The sequence below is a fragment of the Peribacillus sp. NPDC096448 genome, from assembly GCF_044762675.1.
GTDB classification, from domain to species: domain Bacteria; phylum Bacillota; class Bacilli; order Bacillales; family DSM-1321; genus Peribacillus; species Peribacillus frigoritolerans_B.
In genome coordinates this window covers 238,309-255,952 of the sequence record NZ_JBIWEU010000009.1, presented here as the reverse complement: position 1 = coordinate 255,952, position 17,644 = coordinate 238,309, and the positions used below count along the sequence as shown (strand labels likewise).

The window sequence follows — 17,644 nt, the reverse complement described above, 5'->3', positions numbered from 1 at the left end:
TTGAAGATTATATCCATTATTATAATCACCGACGAATCAAAGTGAAATTAAAAGGCATGAGCCCAGTAGATTACCGGGTTCATGCCCTCAAGGTTTCCTAATTAAATAAAGTGTCTAACTTTTTGGGTTCACTTCAATATATGGGCCTATTTTACTTTCTACATGACTCCGATTATTTCATTGAAGGAATTTTCCGTTAACTACGATTCCTTCTCGCCTGTTGAACCACTTCCTTGAACCTTAGGACAGAATCAACAACATCTTTCATATATTTATTTGATGATTGCACGATTGCATCTATTTCAGCTATCGACTTTTTAGACTGTTCTGCAAGTTTCCTGACCTCATTCGAAACAACCGCAAATCCATTACCATGTTCACCTGCCCGTGCTGCCTCGATGGCTGAGTTCAATGATGGTAAATTTGTCTGTTCGGCCATTCCCTGTACAAGCTTAATACACTCGGTGATGTTTAAGAAAGGTTTGTTTAATAAAACGATTTTTTCATCAACATTTTTCATGAAATTAACAAGGTTTTGTACCTTTTCCGTTAAGATCTGCATACGATTCTGCCCCTCTTCTGCCATTTTTTTTAACGAAGTGATTGTTCAGCACGCGTTGCGATCTGTATTTTGACAAATTGCCCGTTTTCTATCAATTGCTTAACGGAAGCATCCGTTCTTCACTTAAATACAAGACTTCTTCACTATTTTCCTTTTCACTTCCTCTTTTATTTCTTTATATTGATTTGAAGCTTTTAAATTTTCCACTTCATACTTCCTCAAGGGACTAATTGCTGTTCTATATTGAGCATTTTTCCTATCGTAGATATTAATGCCCGCTGCTCATCTTCATTCTTGGTTTGTTCAAAGGAAATTATTTACAAGTGATTCTGTACATTTTGAAAAGCGGATGAATACCGCCGCGACTGTAAGCCAATACGATAATGAGTCTTCGCCACCTTTGTCCGCAATTCAACAAAATCATCGTAAATCACACCATCGAATAAAGATAACATATGAGTAATTAACGTTTTCCTCCATTTTCCCACTGTGCTGCCCCGCCGTGATAATCCCTTTCAATTCAGGAACCTGGAGAACCGTTGGATAAAAGGCATCAACAACTCCCTCGATCTGGGGTTAGATTGCCTCTCTAAAAGCATGGATCAGCTTTAAATCGCATTCGGTTATATCGATGATATTAACCTGAAGTTTCACCTGTTCACTGCTTATATCCAATATGCAATCTGTTTCTTTTGCTTTTTGAAACCAGTTTGCTTTTTTCGCCTTCACTTTTATGAAAATCCCCATATCCACTCCCCCCTGATTTGTAAATCACGACAAAGTAAATCCAAGATATACCAACAAGGAAACATGATCATTTTTATCCATTTAAATGAAAGTAAATCAGATTAACTTCAAAATAAATGATTCATTTAGACTATATATTTTTTTATTCCAGCCTCAATACAATTCCTTTGTCAAGGTGAAAGGACCTAAATTATTTCTATTAACTTTCAATTGAGAGAATAGTTTGGATTTCGTTTAACAAGTAAGGATTGAATTATTGTAGAACAGAGGCTACACTGGAACTAGCAATTACGTATCGATAGGAGAAAGTGCCATGAAGCCATTGCAAATATCACCGGAAACCGCTTTAAAGTTATCCAAGTCACTAAACTTGCCTTTAGAGCAAATCATGCATATGCCTACACCAGTTTTGCTGAGAAAGCTTGCCGAGGCTGAAGCAAAAGAAAAAGACAATACAAAATAGCTGCAGGAATCTGCAGCTATTTTTGTGTGTCATATGTGTACGTACGACCTTACGGATTACATCTTGAAAGGTATTCCATTATTCCATTGCTGGATATAACATGCCTTTATAAAGTAAATCACCATCACACTGTTTGCGCTGATCGCATCTCATACCCATACATATGCTTTTGAGCCAATAATGAAAGCAACAGCTTTGCCGTCCTCCCTTTTACCTGCTCCGATTTCCGCTAATCAGCAGCTCCCGCTTTATAAGGAAATTAAACAGATGGCATTCCATTTTATCTCCACAATATATAATTTCGACTTTGTGATATAGCTTAGCTTAGGAATCAAAAAAAGTAAAAACCGCACATGGGCGGTTTTCAATTGAAAGTCAATTCTTTTGCCATATCAGGCAAAGGCTTCTTATTGACTGATATTAATTGTTCATTTTCATAGGTACAGGCATATTCCAGTGGTGGTTCATCCTCTAATATATCTTTTAGATAATACTTTATGTTGGACACAACTTCATTTGCCTCCATAACCCATTGATATGGCTTCCAGGCAAGTTCCCCTTCATCACAGGCAGATAGCCCGCCCCCTGCATCTTTAGCTCTGTAAACATACATTCCACCCGTTTCATTCCATGTCACGATCCCTCGAAAGGTCATCCCCCTCACTTTCAATCCAGTTTCTTCAAGAATTTCGCGTTCCATCGATTCATCGATGGTTTCACCTTTTTCTATTTTCCCGCCTATACCATTCCATTTATGCCTATTGGGATCCTTTTGGCGAAATAGCATCAACACTTCGACTTCGTTGGATCTTTTTCGAGTTATGAAACAAATATTATATATAATATCCATGGTTGTTTCCTTTCTTAAACGCACATTATTCGCATCTACTTCATAATTACTTTATACTTAAATAACGAACCTCTAGGAAGGAGAATTAGTATGAAACTGACCATTTCCGATCAAGCAGCTAAGTGGTATATTGATGAGCTAGGGCTTCAAGAAGGCTCTTATTTACGCTTTTATGTAAGATATGGCGGGCATAGTACCGTCCAAAGCGGCTTTTCATTAGGTATCATGCAAGAAGAACCTGAAACTGCAGCGGCCGCAACAACTATGAATGAGATTAATTTTTATGTAGAAGAAAAAGATTTATGGTACTTTGATGGTCACGATTTACTTATTACCTTTAATGAAAAACTGACTGAACCAGAATTTCACTATGAAAAGAGTGCTTAACAACTAAGCAGCGGTGTAAACTGCTGTTTTTTTCTTGTTCAATCGAGCAGGCGCTCTTTAATATCTTCGGCCCTAAGAATTTCCGCTTGCTTATCCCCTAAAAGATCAAAATGAGAATAGCCATCCTTCCTGTGATGAATCCACTCTTTTTTAAGCCCGTATTTCTTACCCCATTCCGATAAACGCCTTAAATCTTTGCATCCGACTTTTGTAACCGTCTTGCAACCGGGAAATCGGTCATCCAGCCAATAATGAGTTAAAAAAGCTATTTGGCCTTGATCGATTTTCTGCTTCCAGGCTACTACATCTACCCGTTTAATCCCAAAAGCCATTTTTGATCACCTCAATACTTGTAGTTAAACCAATTCATCCTGCTTTTTATTTTTCTCATAGGCCTCATGCCATTCAGGATACATGCGTTTAATGGATATCGGGCGGAAGCTCTCCTTTTTAACGCAAACGTGGGAAGAATGACCTGTAGCAGCCACTTCATTTTTCCCATTAACGATCTCATACCCATAAACGACCCGTAAGCCGTCATATTTTTCAATCCAGGTTTTAACTTTTACCTTATCACCATATCTAACAGGGGTTTTATACGAAGCCTGAATATCCATAACAGGTGAGAGGATGCCATCCGCTTCCATATCGGCATAATAAAATCCTAAATCATTTATCAATTTTGTCCTGCCTAGTTCCATCCATATAAAATAATTCGCATGGTAAACAACACCCATTTGATCTGTCTCTGCATACCGCACTTCAATTTCGTTTTCAGCTATGAACATTTTGTTTCCCCACTTTCATTTCTGTTGCAATAAACATTTTACCATAACAATTGTGGAAATTTCATTTAAGCTGTTTCCCTGCGATGGACCTTAAATAAAAGAGGAGAAAGATTTTTCACCTCTTTCTCCCCTTTTTGTTTAAATATTATCGTTACTATAACCGTTTTCCCGGGCTTCTTGCTCATCTTGCATTTCTTCCTTCATTCCATCAATGCTCTTTCTTCTTCGTTCATTTTTAGCCTGAATTGCCTGTTTTTCCTCCCCTGAAGAGAATGATAACGTTTCATTTGCAGCGATTATGTTTTCTTCTGTATTTTGAATTGCATCCTGAATTTTTTCAACATTATCCAAACGGTTATCTTGATTGTGTTTATATGAGCCCATTTATTTCACCTCATGTTATTTTATTTACATAATATTATTACGATTAATTTATTAGCTTATCCCTTGATTACTCGCCTTTAGTTTGAATGACCTGAGCATGTTTGCCGGATTTGTCCTGCATTTTCTTACCGTTATTCCCACCCGCTGCTATTGGTTGTGTTCCTTGGTGACTCGGTCTAAAGTGTTTGGAATCTTTTTTTGGATTACCCATTCTATCGCCTCCTTCTCTTATCATGGATAAAAAAGAGGAAATTCATGAATGCCAGTTTTTGAAAAAGCCATGAAAAAAGAGCCAGCACCTTGAAAGGACCTTCATGGCACTGGCTCTTTTTAAGCAAAAACTATTCAGCCTTTTGCATATGTTTTTTTTCAAGACGTTCCTCAAGTCTTTCCATTTGTTTAACGTCCATCAATAATTCCCTTTTATTTTCTTTAATTAATTCTTCAAATGTCCTTTTTCTTTTTTTCATGCTTTTCACCTACTTATTTTTAATATACAATTCAGTATTGCCAAATTAACGTAAAATTATGACTATATGGTTTCCATCCGTTGAATTGTCATAATTATCAGATTTTTAACCTGATAAATATTCCATTTCTCCGCTCTCTATACTTTAACCCTTTTTTCATGAACTTTAACCATAAATTTTTAAATTTTTTGATTTTTCCATTAAACTTTGACAACTTTGTTAACATTACAATAAAAACGGAACCTCATAAAGGTTCCGTCAGACCTTATCATCAAGCATCTAGCCGGGTTTCAGCAGGAGTGTTGAAAAATTACTTCAATACTGATGATACTTCATAAGATTACCCTACTGCATACTATTTATATTTCGTTCCATATCTTTTAATTGCATGGCTGAAATCACTTTATTCCTGATAATGCCTTTTTTGTCGATGAAGTAAGTTGTTGGTATGCTAAGAATTTTGTACCGCTCATTCACTGGATTTTTTGCACTTTGACTGTCCAGCGGTATGGTAAAAGTAATTCCATTATCCTCTACAAATGCTTGTACATCATTTTCAGGGTCAATATTGACGGCAAGTACGACGACATCATCACCCGCTTGCTGTGTGTATTTCTCCATATCCGGCATTTCCTTCTTGCAAGGCGGGCACCACGTTGCCCAAAAATTCAGCATTACCTTTTTGCCCTTATAATCCGATAATTCAACTTGTTTCCCATCCAGAGTTTTCAGGGAGAAATTCGGAGCTTTAGCTCCAATTTTCAATCCACCCAAAGCATCTTTTTCATCATTTCCCTTCGATTCATTATCCATCGCCTGCACGATCGCTACAGTAATAAGTGATAGTAAGGCCACCGAAGCAATAATTTTTTTAAGCATACTCGTCCCCCTAGTCCCATTACAATAAAAATATTAGTCCATTTCCAGAAATAGAACAACTTCCCTATTCCATCTTAACAATAAAAGGGTATGCAGAAAAGTGCAATTCCTTTAAATCATATCATGATATCACTTTGTTTCATAAACTTAACACAAAAAAAGCGGTAAACCTATATAATTAGGTTTACCGCTTCCTAAAAGCTGAAATTAGCCTTTTAATTTATTACGTAATACCATTTGAAGGATACCACCGTGACGGTAGTAATCGATTTCGATTTCGGAATCGAAACGAACAAGTACATCAAATTCTTTTACGTTTCCAGCTTCATCAGTAGCTGTAACTTTTACGATATCACGCGGTTTAACTGTTTCGTCGATTTGAACTGCAATCGCTTCTTTACCAGTTAATCCAAGCGTTTCAGCGTTTTCGCCTTCTTTGAATTGAAGTGGAAGAACACCCATTAATGCAAGGTTAGAACGGTGAATACGTTCAAAGCTTTCAGCGATGACTGTTTTGATGCCAAGAAGGTTAGTACCTTTCGCAGCCCAGTCACGAGAGCTTCCCATACCATAGTCTTTACCAGCGATTACTGCAAGACCTGTTCCATCAGCTTTGTATTTCATACAAGCATCATAGATAGCCATTACATCGCCTGTTGGCCAGTAAGTAGTGTAACCACCTTCTGTACCTGGAGCAACTTGGTTACGGATACGGATGTTTGCGAATGTTCCGCGCATCATTGCTTCATGGTTACCACGACGAGAACCATAAGAGTTAAAGTCACGCGGTTTCACACCGTTTTCACGAAGGTAGATACCAGCTGGTGTATCTTTACCGATTGCACCTGCAGGAGAAATGTGGTCAGTTGTTACTGAGTCACCGAATTTACCAACTACACGCAAGCCTGAAAGTGGGTTAACTGAACCCGGTTCTGGTGATAATCCTTCAAAGAATGGAGGATTTTGAATGTATGTTGATTTAGAATCGAAAGCATAAATCGCTTCGTTGCTAGTTTGGATTTCGTTCCAACGTTTGTTATCGTTGAAGACTGTTTCGTATTCTTTACGGAATAACTCAGGTGTAACTGTTGCTTTAACAGCAGCGTTAACTTCTTCTTGTGATGGCCAGATATCAGCAAGATATACATCGTTACCATCTTTGTCTTTACCAAGTGAATCATTGTTAAGATCAAAGTCCACAGTTCCAGCAAGAGCATAAGCTACAACCAAAGTAGGTGAAGCAAGATAGTTTGCTTTCACAAGTGGGTGAATACGTCCTTCAAAGTTACGGTTACCTGAAAGTACTGATGTTACTAAAAGATCTGCTTCAGCAACAGCTGCTTCGATTTCGTCAGCCAATGGACCTGAGTTACCGATACATGTAGTACAGCCGTATCCAACTACGTTGAATCCTAATTGGTCAAGGTATGGTTGAAGACCAGCATCACGAAGGTAACCAGTAACAACTTTAGAACCTGGTGCCAATGATGTTTTTACATAATCTGGAACAGTTAAACCTTTTTCAACTGCTTTTTTAGCAATAAGACCTGCTCCTAGCATTACATACGGGTTAGAAGTGTTCGTACAGCTCGTGATTGCAGCAATTGCAATCGCACCTGTTTTCATTACCGTTTCTTTACCATCGGCAAATTTAACAGTTACTTCTTTATCCAATTCAGAATTGTCCATGCCAAAACCTTGGTTGCCCATAGGTGCATTGATAGCGTCATGGAAAGATTTTTTCATTTGAGAAAGTGGAATCAAATCTTGCGGGCGTTTAGGGCCTGAAAGGTTTGGTTCGATTGCTGAAAGGTCGATTTCCACAACATCATTGTATGCTGGATCTTCGTTTTCAGGAGAGTAGAACAAACCATTTTCTTTGCAGTATGACTCAACCACTTTAATTTGTTTTTCATCACGGCCTGTTAAGCGCATGTAATCGATCGCTTCTGCATCAACAGGGAAGAAACCAACTGTAGCACCGTATTCAGGAGCCATGTTAGCGATTGTTGCACGGTCAGCAAGTGGAAGGTATCCTACTCCTGGGCCGTAGAACTCAACAAATTTACCAACTACGCCGTGTGCACGAAGAACTTGTGTTACTTTCAATGCAAGGTCAGTAGCTGTTGTACCTTTAGGAAGTTGGCCAGTCAGTTTAACACCAACGACTTTTGGAACTGGGAAGTAAGATGGCTGTCCAAGCATGCCTGCTTCTGCTTCGATACCGCCGACACCCCAACCAAGAACACCAATACCGTTGATCATTGTAGTATGTGAATCTGTACCGAAGACAGAATCAGGGAATACTTCGAAGTCGCCGTTTGGAGTTTCAACAGCATGAACCACGTTCGCAAGGTACTCTAGGTTAACTTGGTGAACGATACCAGTTGCCGGTGGAACTGCACGATAGTTGTTGAATGATTTTTGAGCCCAGCTTAGGAACTGGTAACGCTCTGCATTACGTTCGAATTCAAGATCCATATTGGCATCAAGGGAATCCATTGTACCTGCTTTATCAACTTGTACAGAGTGGTCAATTACAAGGTCAACCGGGATTTCGGGGTTGATTTTGTCAGGATCTCCACCAAGTGCTGCGAAAGCATTACGCAAAGAAGCTAAATCAACAACAACTGGAACACCAGTGAAATCTTGTAGGATTACACGTGAAGGCTTGAACGGAACATCTATATCTTGTTGCTCGCTTGTTCCCCATTTAGCAAGGTTCGCAACGTGTTCTTTTGTGATTACTCTTCCGTCTACTTGGCGAAGTACCGCTTCAAGTAATACTTTAATGGAATATGGAAGGCGTGATACTTTGCCATCCCCTGCTTTTTCAATAGCGTCTAGGCTGTAGTAGTTGTAGCGTTGCCCGTCAATTTCAAAGGACTTACGCGCTTGGTATACGTCATTTTTCGTCATGAATATTACCCCCTATTAAACTGTCAGAACGTATTCTGCACATAAAAGTAAAACCTGGTTCACTGAAACCATGTTTACAATAAATATAAGTAAAAAAGTTAGTTTGTCGAATTTTCTCTCTCTTCTCCCACCCTAACTCTTCCTTCAACTTAATACTAATATAGAAATGAGTATAAGTAAATAACAAGAAAGTTATTGTTTTTGATAAGTTTCTCTTATAGAAAAATATCCCCCACATATTAAAGTGCATCTAGGAAACCTTGCTGATATGCATTTTCTTGAAAAAACACCTATTTTCGGCCTGATAAATTATTCCAGCAAAACATATTGGTACTTCATACATAATCATTCGACATTATCGCATTCTATGGGTGGGAGGTGTCGAAATGACAAAACAAAAGGCAAATCATGTTATACCAGGTATGAATGCTGCAAAAGCGCAAGGTAATGGAGCTGGATACAATGATGAACTGGGAAATGAACCGCCATTATCGGAAATGCAAAGGCAAAATAATAAAAAAAGAAAGAAAAACCAATGATTCCCTTCATTTCTAGGCTTTAAATAGGATAGGCTTTTTGAAATGGCAGATGTCTGCATTTTTCAAAAAGCCTATTCCATTCTAAAATCAGGAAACGCATAAGTAATACGCGCAAAACCCACGAATAAAGCGCATGAACTCACGACGATAGAATCTGTCACTCAATAATCCTCTGAATTGACCTCATTGACGATTGCCTGAATATCCTGTTCGAATTTTCTCAATTGTTCTTTCTGATGTTCGGAAGCAGTGACTAAAGCAGATTGTATTTGCTGATAGGCCTCGTTCACTTCCTGCTTCACATGTTTCAATTCCGTTCCGTAATTCGGTGCGTTCTTCTCAATGGATGAGTATACATCAAATACTTGTTGATAACTTTGCTGAGCTTCCTGGAAAGTCCTTCGCTTATCTTGTTTATCCTGCATTTTGGTTCAGCTCCTTAATTAGTGTCCATCCATAGCATGTACGAGGTTTGCAAATATATGTATGTGAATAAAATTTCACGGACTGATTATCTTAAGAGATAGGAGGGATCGAACATGAACAAAAACGATGGTAAAGATATTCGAAAAAATGCTCTTAAAGGAAATAACCCAGGTCAACCAGCACCGTTAAGCGGTTCTCATAAGGTGAAAAACAGGCAACACTCCCGTCAGAAGCATAATAGCAGTCATGATATGTAAGCTGCTAAAATAATCGTTCCATAACAAAGCGGTGCCGCCCCAAAAAAAGGCAGACACCGCTTTCGTTTTAGATTTGTGAAGCAAATAAGTCACATTGGAAAATGTTCAATACCTTTCTATTATAAGGGCATCTTTTTTTGGCACTCTTTCGCGGGTTTAAACGTGAATTGCAAGTCCGTGCCATCCATTTCAGCCAAAATAACGATGATACAACGTTTTTGCTTCTGCAATATCTTTTGTTCCATGAATCAACGCCCGCCCGTCTTTAAAAACGACCAACCGATGGGTTCCGATGGTAAATGAAAGTAAATAAGGATTCCTGACGATCTTACCACCTTGTGCGAGAAGATTATTTTCGAGTTCCGCTAAGTCTCTTTCAAGCTTCATTGCCGGCCGAATTTGGACAGAATCCCTTCCGCATAAAACGGCAGTCTTTGTTCGATTTGAATAAGAGAGGTGGGGATACGTTCGATTTGACCCACATGACAAACAAGTATCTTTTTTTAATTGCGCTACATTTATGGATGAATGTTCATTTTTCCAAAGATCAAATGAAACGATTTTGTTTCTTAGCGATTCATGATCTTCGACAAGGATTTTTAAAGCTTCCGCCATTTGATGGGCAACGACCGTTTGAACGGCAGGGCTGATGATTCCCGCCGTATCACATGTCAGCCCTCCAATCGGGACCGTTTCCAGCAAACAATTCAAACATGGGGTCACCTCTGGGATCACCGTGTAACTTATCCCATAACTCCCTACACAGGCTCCGTAAATCCAGGGTATTTTATATTTTTGCGCAGTATCGTTAATAAGCATCCTGGTATCGAAGTTATCAGTGGCATCCAATATCAAATCCACGCCTTCAACAAGCTTCGCCAACTCATCAACCGAAACATCCGCCACATGCGGTTTTACGATTACATCCGAATTTAGCGCATTCAAGCGATTCTTCGCTGCCACTGCTTTCGGTATTCTTTTTTGTGCATCTTCTTCACAATATAGCTGTTGTCTTTGAAGGTTGCTCCACTCTACATAATCTCTGTCAACAATGGTGAGTTTCCCAATTCCGGCCCGTACAAGGCCTTCCGAAGTTCCCGTACCTAGAGCACCCGCTCCAATCACCAAAACGTGTTTTTTGCGAATTTTCAATTGCCCTTCTTCCCCTATAGGGCCAAAAAGTTCTTGACGTGAATAACGCTCATTCATCCAATGCTCAATCCTTCAACTGGGCTGCTTGCAATCGCGTAATCATTTTTTTCGATTCTTCCTGCTTCGTACCCCAATCGTCCTGCCTCAATGGCAAGTTTCATTGCTTTCGCCATCTTGACTGGATCTTTTGCTCCGGAAACAGCAGTGTTAAGTAATACGCCATCCGCCCCTAATTCCATGGCGATTGCTGCATCAGAAGGTGTTCCGATCCCTGCATCAACAATTACCGGAACCTCTGATTGTTCCATGATAAATCGTAAGTTCAGTGGGTTTATAATGCCTTGACCAGAGCCAATTGGTGAAGCTCCGGGCATGATTGCATGGCACCCCACTTCTTCCAGGCGTTTAGCGAGCAACACATCATCCGAAGTATAAGGTAATACGGTGAATCCCAGTTTCACTAATTCTTCAGCAGCTTTCAATGTTTCAATAGGATCAGGCAGCAGTGTTTTTTGACAGCCAATGACTTCAACCTTGATCATGTCACATAAGCCAGATGCTTTTGCAAGATGGGCTATGCGCACTGCTTCTTTGGCTGTTTTAGCTCCTGCTGTATTTGGAAGGAGTGTGTATTTCTTCAAATCTAGCTTTTCTAAAAAATTGGGCTGACTGGCTTCAAAAATGTTCATTCTCCGGACCGCGAATGTTAATATTTCCGTCTCAGAAACCTCCACTGATTGCTTTTGAACATCGAAATTTGGATATTTTCCAGTACCTAATAATAATCTTGAAGAAAATTCATAAGAACCAATCTTTAACATATCATCCGCCTCCTACAAAATGTACAATCTCTACCTTGTCTCCATTTGATAAAAGTGTTTCACTTAGACTTTCCTTTGCTAATATTTCATCATTCAATTCAACAATCACTACTTTTTGATGTAGATTAAAGTGTTGCAAAAGCCCTGTAACTGTTGATTCTTCAGCAGGAATCCGTATTTTTTCCCCGTTAATAATCAATTCCAATTCATCCACCTCCATTAAGTTAAAAGGGGCTGTATCGAACGGTCCAATCGAAAAGCGGACCATTCTGGATTTGCCTTACTTTCTAAAATATCCGCTATAAGTACACCTGTAATTGGAGAAAGCAGGATGCCATTCCTATAGTGCCCCGTTGCAATGAATAGTCCTTTGCATGCCGGATGTTCACCAAAGTACGGCAAGCCGTCCCCAGTTTGGGGCCGTATACCTGCCCATACCTTTTCCAATTCGCTTCCTTTAATCGCCGGAAGCAATTGCTTTGCTCTTTCTATTAACGTAGAAATCCCGTCAAGACTTACCTTTTCATCGAAAGTGTTCGCTTTTACCGTTGCCCCGACAATGATTCTCCCGCCAACTTTGGGCACAAGATAGCAGCCATGTGAGAAGATTGTCTTTTCAAGCAATGGACGATCGGTCAGGACGGAAAAGCACTCTCCCTTTACTGGATAACTGTCGAGTCTCATCCCTGTTCTTTCAAGGAGGAGCGCACTCCAAGCGCCACCTGCTACGATGACATTTTCACTTGAAAATCCACCTATGTTCGTGACCACTCCCTTTACGCATCCGTTTTCCGTAACCAAATCGGAGACATGAACAAATTCCTTTATATCTACACCAAGGGCAGCTGCAGATTCAGTAAAAGCGAGCGACAGCCTAGTGGCTGAAACTTGTCCATCTTTCGGAATGAACATAGCTCCTTTAATTTCATCCGATAAAAGCGGTTCCATTTTCCTTATTTCGGCAGTCGATAGCCAATCTGCCTCAAGTCCCGCCTCTTGCTGGACTCTGATCATGTTCTTCAACTCGGCTACTTGATCATTCGTTAGCGCCACCTTAAACATGCCCTTGTTCACTAATTCGATGTCTATCCCACTTATGTCTTTTAATTCTTCCGCCAGTGCAGGAAACATCCCCCTGCTTCGGCTTGCCAATGTAAAAAGCGGGTTATCAGCATCTAACTCGGCTTGTGCCCCTAACATCCCGGCTGCAGCACTGGATGCTTTACTGGCAAGTCTGTCTTTTTCCAATAAAAGGACCTTTTTACCTCGCTTGGCTAATTGGAAAGCAATGGATCCACCTATTACTCCTCCCCCAACAATGATTGCATCATATATGGAATTCATCTTATGTCTCCTTTCCCAAAGACTTCGAATATTCTTTAACGGCTTCAAGCGGATTTTCAGCTTCAAGCACACCTGACATGACGGCAATTCCGCGTGCCCCCGCATCCAGTACCACTTGGCAATTGAAAGGAGTGATTCCGCCTATCGCAATTATCGGAAGATTGACATTTCTTGTGATTGCATGAAGCTCCTCAACTCCCTTAGGAGGAAGGCCGATTTTTGAATCCGTTTCAAAAACATGTCCATAAATCGCGTAATTGGCCCCTTTGCTGAATGCGGCTTTCGCTTCATCCATGGAATGAATCGAACAGCCAACATTCAATCCTGGAAAAGCTCCTTTTACGACTTCTGCATCTAAACTATGAAAAGCCAATTGCACACCAAATACTTTGTGTACCCAGGCTACATCCACGCGGTCATTAATGATGATCTTAGAAAGCGGAATCTTTTTATCATGTAATAGACCCACTGCTTGATAGAGTTCCGAGGCACTCATATGTTTTTCCCTTAGATAAAAGAAATCAACATGTTCCTGAATGTTTGAAGCGATTTCCACAAACTTTTCAATTGGCTGTTTCCCAGTAGAAATAATATGCAATTCATGTGCATTCATACTAGAACCCCTAACTAGTAAAGTTACAATTTCATAAAATCAAATAGATACTAACGGGAATTGAATCGATAGATAAAAGCCGGCCAACAGCAGGATGATAAAATACAGAATGAAACTATAGTCCTTTTTTGAAAACCCAAATTCATAATAGTATGTTCGTTCCCGACTGTCTGTAAATCGCTTCGCCTCCATCGCAACCGCGATTCGGTGAGCACGTCTGATGCTTCCGGATAGCAACGGGATGGAATAGGCTTTCATTTTAAAATATACCGATCTTATTCCTTTTCCCCTTTCGAAACCACGTACTTTCATCGCGTTTCGTATCGTTTGGAACTCCTCCATCATGATGAGAATCAGCCTTAATGCCGCCATGAAACTATAGGCATATTTCGGTTTAAGCCTAACTTGCTGCATTAACGAATAAAACAAGTTCACTGGTCTCGTCGTTAAGGAAAAAGTTAAACCAAGGGCCGCAAAGAACAAAGCTCGAAAGCCTACCAGTAATCCCTTCATGAAACTTTCTTCTGTAATCGATATTAGGCCCCACTCAAACCAAAGCGTCTCACCTTGCCCGAAAAATATCATTGCAGAAGAGGTGGATATAAAAATGAAACAAAAGGGAATCGACAAAAGTAAGATGCGCAATATCGAATGCCCGGTAAAAAACAAAAATAAAAGTAATACGCCAATGGTGATGTTCATCATATAATTCAGGTCATGAATGAATAACGCCACGATGCATAACACAATCAGCACACCAAGTTTAAGGCTTGGATTAATTCTATGGAGCCATGTTTCTGCATTTGAAACATTCATCTACATGACACTCCTTTTAACTTTGGTCTCCACAAATCCTGCATGAGCAATTTTTTCATCACTTATTACGTTTCCGTCCTTAACCGTCCAGATCCTGGTTGCAAAGTTTTCTGAAATATGGTCGTCATGAGTTACCATGATCACTGTTACTCCGCGTCTTCGATATTCCTCAAACCATTCCAGTAATGCAAAGGTATTTTTCGAATCTTGTCCAAAGGTCGGCTCATCCAGGAGAATGATTTTTTTGTCTATTACGATTGAGGCGGCTACGCTTAAGCGACGCTTTTGACCCATTGATAATTGAAACGGATGTTTATCCCGGTGTGCCTCCAGGCGGAATACTTTAAGCAATGAGCGGACTCTCTCATCTATTTCTTGTTGCGGCCTTTTATCAATACGCAATGAATAAGCAATCTCTTCATATACCGTATTTGCAACGAACTGAAACTCAGGATTTTGAAAGACAAACGTCATATGATCCGTTGGATTTTTCACTCTTTTAATAGGGGTCCCCAATAATTCATACTTACCTTTCGTTTTTATGAACTGCATTAAGGCATGCAAAAGAGTACTCTTCCCCGCGCCATTTTCACCCCTGATTACAATCCATTCACCTGAATGTACCTTCAGCTCTTCAACCTTGATTTTTTCCTCTTTATTCCGAAAACCTCTAAAGCCTTTCACATCCATAAGGGGTGAATCATCTGTAAATGGGTGTTCCCGAATGGGTGCATACTTCTGTATATACTCATCCCAAACACCTGGGAACCAAATTCCATGTTCTTTCATTTCATTTTTATATAGTGAAAGAATGGTGTCTCTTGGACCATCAGCTATGATTTGACCGTCATCGTTAAAAAGCACGATTCTTTCGATGAATTCTAAAACATGGTCAATTTTATGCTCGACGATAATAACCGTTTTGTCTCGTCCGACTTCCTTCAACAATTCCCAGATTTCTTTCGTTCCTTCCGGATCAAGCATGGCGGTTGGTTCATCTAAAAATATAACTTCCGGTTCAAGGGCCAATACTGAAGCGATTGCCAGACGCTGTTTCATCCCGCCTGATAATGTTTCAATACTTGTATGGCCCAGGTTCAATCCTACTTTACGGAAATGATTTTGAATCTTCTCTTTCATTTCTTCTTTAGGGACGGAAAGATTCTCAAGGACGAAGGCAATTTCCTCATCGGCAAATGGCATGCAAAACTGACTATCGGGATCTTGAAAAACATACCCCCACGAAGAAGGGCATTTCAATTTCTCCGTTTTCATCGGTACTTCGATGGAATTCGGAATCAATCCGCTTAACACTTGTAAAAGAGTCGACTTACCACATCCTGATGGTCCCAAAAGTAGCACTTTTTCTCCTTGATCAAACGATAGTGATAGGTCCTTGAATATCAAAGATTCATCACCGGGAAATTTCATCCTTAACTTTTCAACAGAAACGATTGGTTCCATTGCCCTCAACCTCTACTTTTAATCAAGTTCTGCATAATCTTTATTTGAAACCGGACGCACAAGATTAGTTACTCCTGTTGATTCCAGGACTTTAACTAGATAATAGGCGGTCACACCAGCAAAGAATATGGAACCTACAAACCTCGCTATCATGAATAACGATAGATTCCAAGTAGAAAGCGCACCTATTTCCCCGTATGCAAAATCCATGATAACCGATGCCAAGCAGGAAGCTATCGCAGCTAAAATGGTCACCGGCATATTGAATTTTTTATATTTGAACCCCATGAACACCAGTTCCGCAAACAAACCTTGGACCACCCCATATAACAGTACGGTCAGCCCCCATGGTGAACCAAGAAAGAATTCCCCGGAAGCTGCAGCTATCTCCGCCAAAAGTGCCACACCCGGTTTCCGTAAAATTAAAAATGCGACGGGGCCAGCTATAAACCACATACCATAAATAAGTTGATCCAGATGTAACCCTAATGGTTTAACGGAATAATAAACCGAACCCCAAAGAATATAAACGATTCCAAATGCAACCGCAATCACGATCGTGACTAATATATCCGTTAATTTCAATCCTTTTTTCATTGTTTCATTCTCCTTTTATACTTCTAGTGTTTCCTTATGAACAGGCCATGTCTCTAAACGATAAGCCATTTCCCAAAATGAGTATTCATATTGGCTACTAAGGATAAAATGCTCTTTCATTCTCTCCTTATCTTCATCAGTTACTTTTTCAGCAATCTCATCAAGCCTCGAAATTTGTTCTTCCACCAAAGTACGGAACCACTCTCCTCCGTAAGCCGCTATCCATTCTTGATAAATCGGCTCTTCGGGCATGCACCCTTGCAGCTTTTCACCTATCTCATAATACAGCCAGTAACACGGTAAGATAGCTGCAATAACATCTCCTAAATGTCCCGAATAAGCCGCATGATACATATGGGAAGTATAAGCATAAGCAGTCGGGGCTGGTTTGAAATTTTCCCGTTCTTCTTTTGTGATGCCTAATCTCTCGGAAAAATTCTCATGAAGCTTCAACTCCGCTTCATATGTTCCTTGTGCATGGCCGGCAAGCCTGCTTGTTGTATGTAAATCTGTAGCTTTGACTGCCCCTAAGGCTTGAACTCTAGCAAAATGAGATAAATAATAGGCATCTTGCATGACATAAAAACGAAAACTCTCCATTGGCAAAGTGCCATCTCCTATTCCTGCAACAAACGGGTGATTAAAACTAGCTTCCCAAATGTGATCCACTTCCTGACGAATTTCCTCTGAAAACTTCATATCCATGACCTCCAAATTGTATTTTTTGAATGAATGTTACGAAAAAAACTTTTATCACCCCTTTTTTTGCAAACAAAAAACCACTTTCTTAAACGTAAAGAAAGTGGTTGTACAAGAAATAATACAGAAACGTATTGTTCCAGACCCCCACTTCCCTACGCTGGTATAAACCAGATCAGGTTCTAAGGGTCTTAAAGTCATACTTTAATCTCAGCTTCTGCGGTAAAAACACCTTTTACCTATAAAGCACCCCTAGTGGTACAAATTGTATATTTAATTTTCATTTGCCTTTATATTAACACGATAAATCCAATTGTCAAACGTATTATAAAAGTTTTCATGATTTAGGGTTACTAAACATTCAATCTTGCAACCATCATTTCCCGTCAGTTTAATAGCCTACAAAGAATTTGATCAAAGGGAGTTCATTTAGTAGTTTTCTCGTGAATTCAACTGCTTTACTCGTG

Annotated in this window: 26 protein-coding genes and 1 riboswitch; of the genes, 5 read left to right on the top strand and 21 right to left on the bottom strand. The window is 39.8% G+C overall.

The window, feature by feature from the left end:
- Window positions 1-101 (top strand): IS3 family transposase (locus tag ACIQ0C_RS17055; protein WP_403062095.1); only part of this gene is annotated, 101 nt, incomplete at its 5' end.
- A 95-nt stretch (window positions 102-196) separates the two neighbouring features.
- Here the strand turns inward: ACIQ0C_RS17055 and ACIQ0C_RS17050 are convergent.
- The 3 genes from ACIQ0C_RS17050 to ACIQ0C_RS17040 form a co-directional block, all read right to left on the bottom strand.
- Window positions 197-562 carry a methyl-accepting chemotaxis protein gene (locus ACIQ0C_RS17050; protein ID WP_403062072.1) on the bottom strand — a complete coding sequence of 122 codons (366 nt, stop codon included), beginning with the start codon at window positions 560-562 and terminating at the stop codon, window positions 197-199.
- Between the two features lie 317 nt (window positions 563-879).
- A complete protein-coding gene (locus ACIQ0C_RS17045) occupies window positions 880-1,050 on the bottom strand; it encodes a protoglobin domain-containing protein (protein WP_403062069.1) in 171 nt (56 codons plus the stop codon).
- Window positions 1,051-1,138: 88 nt separating this feature from the next.
- Window positions 1,139-1,309, bottom strand: coding sequence for a hypothetical protein (locus ACIQ0C_RS17040; RefSeq protein ID WP_403062066.1), 171 nt, complete (start codon window positions 1,307-1,309; stop codon window positions 1,139-1,141).
- A gap of 313 nt (window positions 1,310-1,622) precedes the next feature.
- On the opposite strand from ACIQ0C_RS17040, the gene ACIQ0C_RS17035 reads away from it, so the two are divergent.
- Window positions 1,623-1,772, top strand: coding sequence for a YycC family protein (locus ACIQ0C_RS17035; RefSeq protein ID WP_402841344.1), 150 nt, complete (start codon window positions 1,623-1,625; stop codon window positions 1,770-1,772).
- Between the two features lie 364 nt (window positions 1,773-2,136).
- On the opposite strand, the gene ACIQ0C_RS17030 is transcribed toward ACIQ0C_RS17035, so the two are convergent.
- Window positions 2,137-2,622: an NUDIX hydrolase gene (locus tag ACIQ0C_RS17030; RefSeq protein WP_403062063.1), complete on the bottom strand. Its 486-nt coding sequence runs from the start codon at window positions 2,620-2,622 to the stop codon at window positions 2,137-2,139.
- A gap of 90 nt (window positions 2,623-2,712) precedes the next feature.
- On the opposite strand from ACIQ0C_RS17030, the gene ACIQ0C_RS17025 reads away from it, so the two are divergent.
- Window positions 2,713-3,009 carry a HesB/YadR/YfhF family protein gene (locus ACIQ0C_RS17025; protein WP_403062060.1) on the top strand — a complete coding sequence of 99 codons (297 nt, stop codon included), beginning with the start codon at window positions 2,713-2,715 and terminating at the stop codon, window positions 3,007-3,009.
- Between the two features lie 38 nt (window positions 3,010-3,047).
- Here the strand turns inward: ACIQ0C_RS17025 and ACIQ0C_RS17020 are convergent, their stop codons facing one another.
- The 7 genes from ACIQ0C_RS17020 to acnA all read right to left on the bottom strand — a co-directional run bounded on the left by ACIQ0C_RS17020 (window position 3,048) and on the right by acnA (window position 8,449).
- A complete protein-coding gene (locus tag ACIQ0C_RS17020; protein WP_402841336.1) occupies window positions 3,048-3,341 on the bottom strand; it encodes a hypothetical protein in 294 nt (97 codons plus the stop codon).
- Window positions 3,342-3,365: 24 nt separating this feature from the next.
- Entirely contained in the window at window positions 3,366-3,797 is a 432-nt protein-coding gene (locus tag ACIQ0C_RS17015) for an acyl-CoA thioesterase (protein ID WP_251431735.1), read from the bottom strand.
- Between the two features lie 138 nt (window positions 3,798-3,935).
- Window positions 3,936-4,181: a small acid-soluble spore protein Tlp gene (gene tlp / locus ACIQ0C_RS17010; RefSeq protein ID WP_402841334.1), complete on the bottom strand. Its 246-nt coding sequence runs from the start codon at window positions 4,179-4,181 to the stop codon at window positions 3,936-3,938.
- Window positions 4,182-4,248: 67 nt separating this feature from the next.
- Window positions 4,249-4,392, bottom strand: coding sequence for an acid-soluble spore protein N (locus tag ACIQ0C_RS17005; protein ID WP_048678620.1), 144 nt, complete (start codon window positions 4,390-4,392; stop codon window positions 4,249-4,251).
- A gap of 130 nt (window positions 4,393-4,522) precedes the next feature.
- A complete protein-coding gene (locus tag ACIQ0C_RS17000; RefSeq protein WP_072272906.1) occupies window positions 4,523-4,651 on the bottom strand; it encodes an FbpB family small basic protein in 129 nt (42 codons plus the stop codon).
- Window positions 4,652-4,996: 345 nt separating this feature from the next.
- A complete protein-coding gene (locus ACIQ0C_RS16995) occupies window positions 4,997-5,530 on the bottom strand; it encodes a TlpA disulfide reductase family protein (RefSeq protein WP_402841331.1) in 534 nt (177 codons plus the stop codon).
- 207 nt (window positions 5,531-5,737) lie between these two features.
- Window positions 5,738-8,449, bottom strand: coding sequence for an aconitate hydratase AcnA (acnA, locus tag ACIQ0C_RS16990; protein ID WP_402841329.1), 2,712 nt, complete (start codon window positions 8,447-8,449; stop codon window positions 5,738-5,740).
- A 386-nt stretch (window positions 8,450-8,835) separates the two neighbouring features.
- Here acnA and sspO point away from each other — a divergent pair, with 386 nt between their 5' ends.
- Complete coding sequence (gene sspO, locus ACIQ0C_RS16985; RefSeq protein WP_034312428.1) at window positions 8,836-8,988, top strand: small acid-soluble spore protein O; 153 nt, start codon at window positions 8,836-8,838, stop codon at window positions 8,986-8,988.
- Window positions 8,989-9,149: 161 nt separating this feature from the next.
- Here sspO and ACIQ0C_RS16980 read toward each other — a convergent pair whose 3' ends face one another.
- On the bottom strand, window positions 9,150-9,413 hold the full coding sequence (locus ACIQ0C_RS16980; RefSeq protein WP_095393699.1) for a hypothetical protein: 264 nt from the start codon (window positions 9,411-9,413) through the stop codon (window positions 9,150-9,152).
- Between the two features lie 114 nt (window positions 9,414-9,527).
- Between ACIQ0C_RS16980 and ACIQ0C_RS16975 the strand changes: the two genes are divergently transcribed.
- Window positions 9,528-9,671 (top strand): small acid-soluble spore protein P, encoded by a 144-nt coding sequence (locus ACIQ0C_RS16975; RefSeq protein WP_403062057.1) that lies wholly within the window; start codon window positions 9,528-9,530, stop codon window positions 9,669-9,671.
- Window positions 9,672-9,860: 189 nt separating this feature from the next.
- Here ACIQ0C_RS16975 and ACIQ0C_RS16970 read toward each other — a convergent pair whose 3' ends face one another.
- Genes ACIQ0C_RS16970 through tenA form a run of 9 tightly spaced genes read right to left on the bottom strand, consistent with a single transcriptional unit; the run spans window position 9,861 to window position 17,177 of the window.
- The gene (locus ACIQ0C_RS16970; RefSeq protein WP_402841324.1) at window positions 9,861-10,880 is read right to left on the bottom strand and encodes a thiazole biosynthesis adenylyltransferase ThiF; all 1,020 of its coding nucleotides are present in this window, start codon (window positions 10,878-10,880) and stop codon (window positions 9,861-9,863) included.
- Complete coding sequence (locus ACIQ0C_RS16965; protein ID WP_063233542.1) at window positions 10,877-11,644, bottom strand: thiazole synthase; 768 nt, start codon at window positions 11,642-11,644, stop codon at window positions 10,877-10,879. Before ACIQ0C_RS16965 ends, ACIQ0C_RS16970 begins: the two co-directional genes overlap by 4 nt.
- A gap of 1 nt (window position 11,645) precedes the next feature.
- Entirely contained in the window at window positions 11,646-11,849 is a 204-nt protein-coding gene (gene thiS, locus ACIQ0C_RS16960; RefSeq protein WP_034312438.1) for a sulfur carrier protein ThiS, read from the bottom strand.
- A gap of 14 nt (window positions 11,850-11,863) precedes the next feature.
- Entirely contained in the window at window positions 11,864-12,988 is a 1,125-nt protein-coding gene (gene thiO / locus ACIQ0C_RS16955) for a glycine oxidase ThiO (protein ID WP_403062052.1), read from the bottom strand.
- A gap of 1 nt (window position 12,989) precedes the next feature.
- Window positions 12,990-13,601 (bottom strand): thiazole tautomerase TenI, encoded by a 612-nt coding sequence (gene tenI, locus ACIQ0C_RS16950; protein WP_403062049.1) that lies wholly within the window; start codon window positions 13,599-13,601, stop codon window positions 12,990-12,992.
- 39 nt (window positions 13,602-13,640) lie between these two features.
- The gene (locus ACIQ0C_RS16945; protein ID WP_403062047.1) at window positions 13,641-14,417 is read right to left on the bottom strand and encodes an energy-coupling factor transporter transmembrane component T family protein; all 777 of its coding nucleotides are present in this window, start codon (window positions 14,415-14,417) and stop codon (window positions 13,641-13,643) included.
- Complete coding sequence (locus ACIQ0C_RS16940) at window positions 14,418-15,881, bottom strand: ABC transporter ATP-binding protein (RefSeq protein ID WP_403062044.1); 1,464 nt, start codon at window positions 15,879-15,881, stop codon at window positions 14,418-14,420. It abuts the gene before it with no gap.
- Between the two features lie 18 nt (window positions 15,882-15,899).
- Window positions 15,900-16,478 (bottom strand): ECF transporter S component, encoded by a 579-nt coding sequence (locus ACIQ0C_RS16935; RefSeq protein WP_403062041.1) that lies wholly within the window; start codon window positions 16,476-16,478, stop codon window positions 15,900-15,902.
- Window positions 16,479-16,493: 15 nt separating this feature from the next.
- Window positions 16,494-17,177, bottom strand: a complete 684-nt coding sequence (gene tenA, locus ACIQ0C_RS16930) for a thiaminase II (RefSeq protein WP_403062038.1) — start codon at window positions 17,175-17,177, stop codon at window positions 16,494-16,496.
- A 135-nt stretch (window positions 17,178-17,312) separates the two neighbouring features.
- A riboswitch (TPP riboswitch) is annotated at window positions 17,313-17,441 on the bottom strand.
- Window positions 17,442-17,644 lie beyond the last annotated feature (203 nt).

What these genes read in the sequence shown, in the direction of transcription:
- ACIQ0C_RS17050 (WP_403062072.1), bottom strand. Translation starts at nt 562, where the DNA reads ATGCAGATCTTAACGGAAAAGGTACAAAACCTTGTTAATTTCATGAAA.
- ACIQ0C_RS17040 (WP_403062066.1), bottom strand. Translation starts at nt 1,309, where the DNA reads ATGGGGATTTTCATAAAAGTGAAGGCGAAAAAAGCAAACTGGTTTCAA.
- ACIQ0C_RS17035 (WP_402841344.1), top strand. Translation starts at nt 1,623, where the DNA reads ATGAAGCCATTGCAAATATCACCGGAAACCGCTTTAAAGTTATCCAAG.
- ACIQ0C_RS17030 (WP_403062063.1), bottom strand. Translation starts at nt 2,622, where the DNA reads ATGGATATTATATATAATATTTGTTTCATAACTCGAAAAAGATCCAAC.
- ACIQ0C_RS17025 (WP_403062060.1), top strand. Translation starts at nt 2,713, where the DNA reads ATGAAACTGACCATTTCCGATCAAGCAGCTAAGTGGTATATTGATGAG.
- ACIQ0C_RS17020 (WP_402841336.1), bottom strand. Translation starts at nt 3,341, where the DNA reads ATGGCTTTTGGGATTAAACGGGTAGATGTAGTAGCCTGGAAGCAGAAA.
- ACIQ0C_RS17015 (WP_251431735.1), bottom strand. Translation starts at nt 3,797, where the DNA reads ATGTTCATAGCTGAAAACGAAATTGAAGTGCGGTATGCAGAGACAGAT.
- tlp (WP_402841334.1), bottom strand. Translation starts at nt 4,181, where the DNA reads ATGGGCTCATATAAACACAATCAAGATAACCGTTTGGATAATGTTGAA.
- ACIQ0C_RS17005 (WP_048678620.1), bottom strand. Translation starts at nt 4,392, where the DNA reads ATGGGTAATCCAAAAAAAGATTCCAAACACTTTAGACCGAGTCACCAA.
- ACIQ0C_RS17000 (WP_072272906.1), bottom strand. Translation starts at nt 4,651, where the DNA reads ATGAAAAAAAGAAAAAGGACATTTGAAGAATTAATTAAAGAAAATAAA.
- ACIQ0C_RS16995 (WP_402841331.1), bottom strand. Translation starts at nt 5,530, where the DNA reads ATGCTTAAAAAAATTATTGCTTCGGTGGCCTTACTATCACTTATTACT.
- acnA (WP_402841329.1), bottom strand. Translation starts at nt 8,449, where the DNA reads ATGACGAAAAATGACGTATACCAAGCGCGTAAGTCCTTTGAAATTGAC.
- sspO (WP_034312428.1), top strand. Translation starts at nt 8,836, where the DNA reads ATGACAAAACAAAAGGCAAATCATGTTATACCAGGTATGAATGCTGCA.
- ACIQ0C_RS16980 (WP_095393699.1), bottom strand. Translation starts at nt 9,413, where the DNA reads ATGCAGGATAAACAAGATAAGCGAAGGACTTTCCAGGAAGCTCAGCAA.
- ACIQ0C_RS16975 (WP_403062057.1), top strand. Translation starts at nt 9,528, where the DNA reads ATGAACAAAAACGATGGTAAAGATATTCGAAAAAATGCTCTTAAAGGA.
- ACIQ0C_RS16970 (WP_402841324.1), bottom strand. Translation starts at nt 10,880, where the DNA reads ATGAATGAGCGTTATTCACGTCAAGAACTTTTTGGCCCTATAGGGGAA.
- ACIQ0C_RS16965 (WP_063233542.1), bottom strand. Translation starts at nt 11,644, where the DNA reads ATGTTAAAGATTGGTTCTTATGAATTTTCTTCAAGATTATTATTAGGT.
- thiO (WP_403062052.1), bottom strand. Translation starts at nt 12,988, where the DNA reads ATGAATTCCATATATGATGCAATCATTGTTGGGGGAGGAGTAATAGGT.
- tenI (WP_403062049.1), bottom strand. Translation starts at nt 13,601, where the DNA reads ATGAATGCACATGAATTGCATATTATTTCTACTGGGAAACAGCCAATT.
- ACIQ0C_RS16945 (WP_403062047.1), bottom strand. Translation starts at nt 14,417, where the DNA reads ATGAATGTTTCAAATGCAGAAACATGGCTCCATAGAATTAATCCAAGC.
- ACIQ0C_RS16940 (WP_403062044.1), bottom strand. Translation starts at nt 15,881, where the DNA reads ATGGAACCAATCGTTTCTGTTGAAAAGTTAAGGATGAAATTTCCCGGT.
- ACIQ0C_RS16935 (WP_403062041.1), bottom strand. Translation starts at nt 16,478, where the DNA reads ATGAAAAAAGGATTGAAATTAACGGATATATTAGTCACGATCGTGATT.
- tenA (WP_403062038.1), bottom strand. Translation starts at nt 17,177, where the DNA reads ATGAAGTTTTCAGAGGAAATTCGTCAGGAAGTGGATCACATTTGGGAA.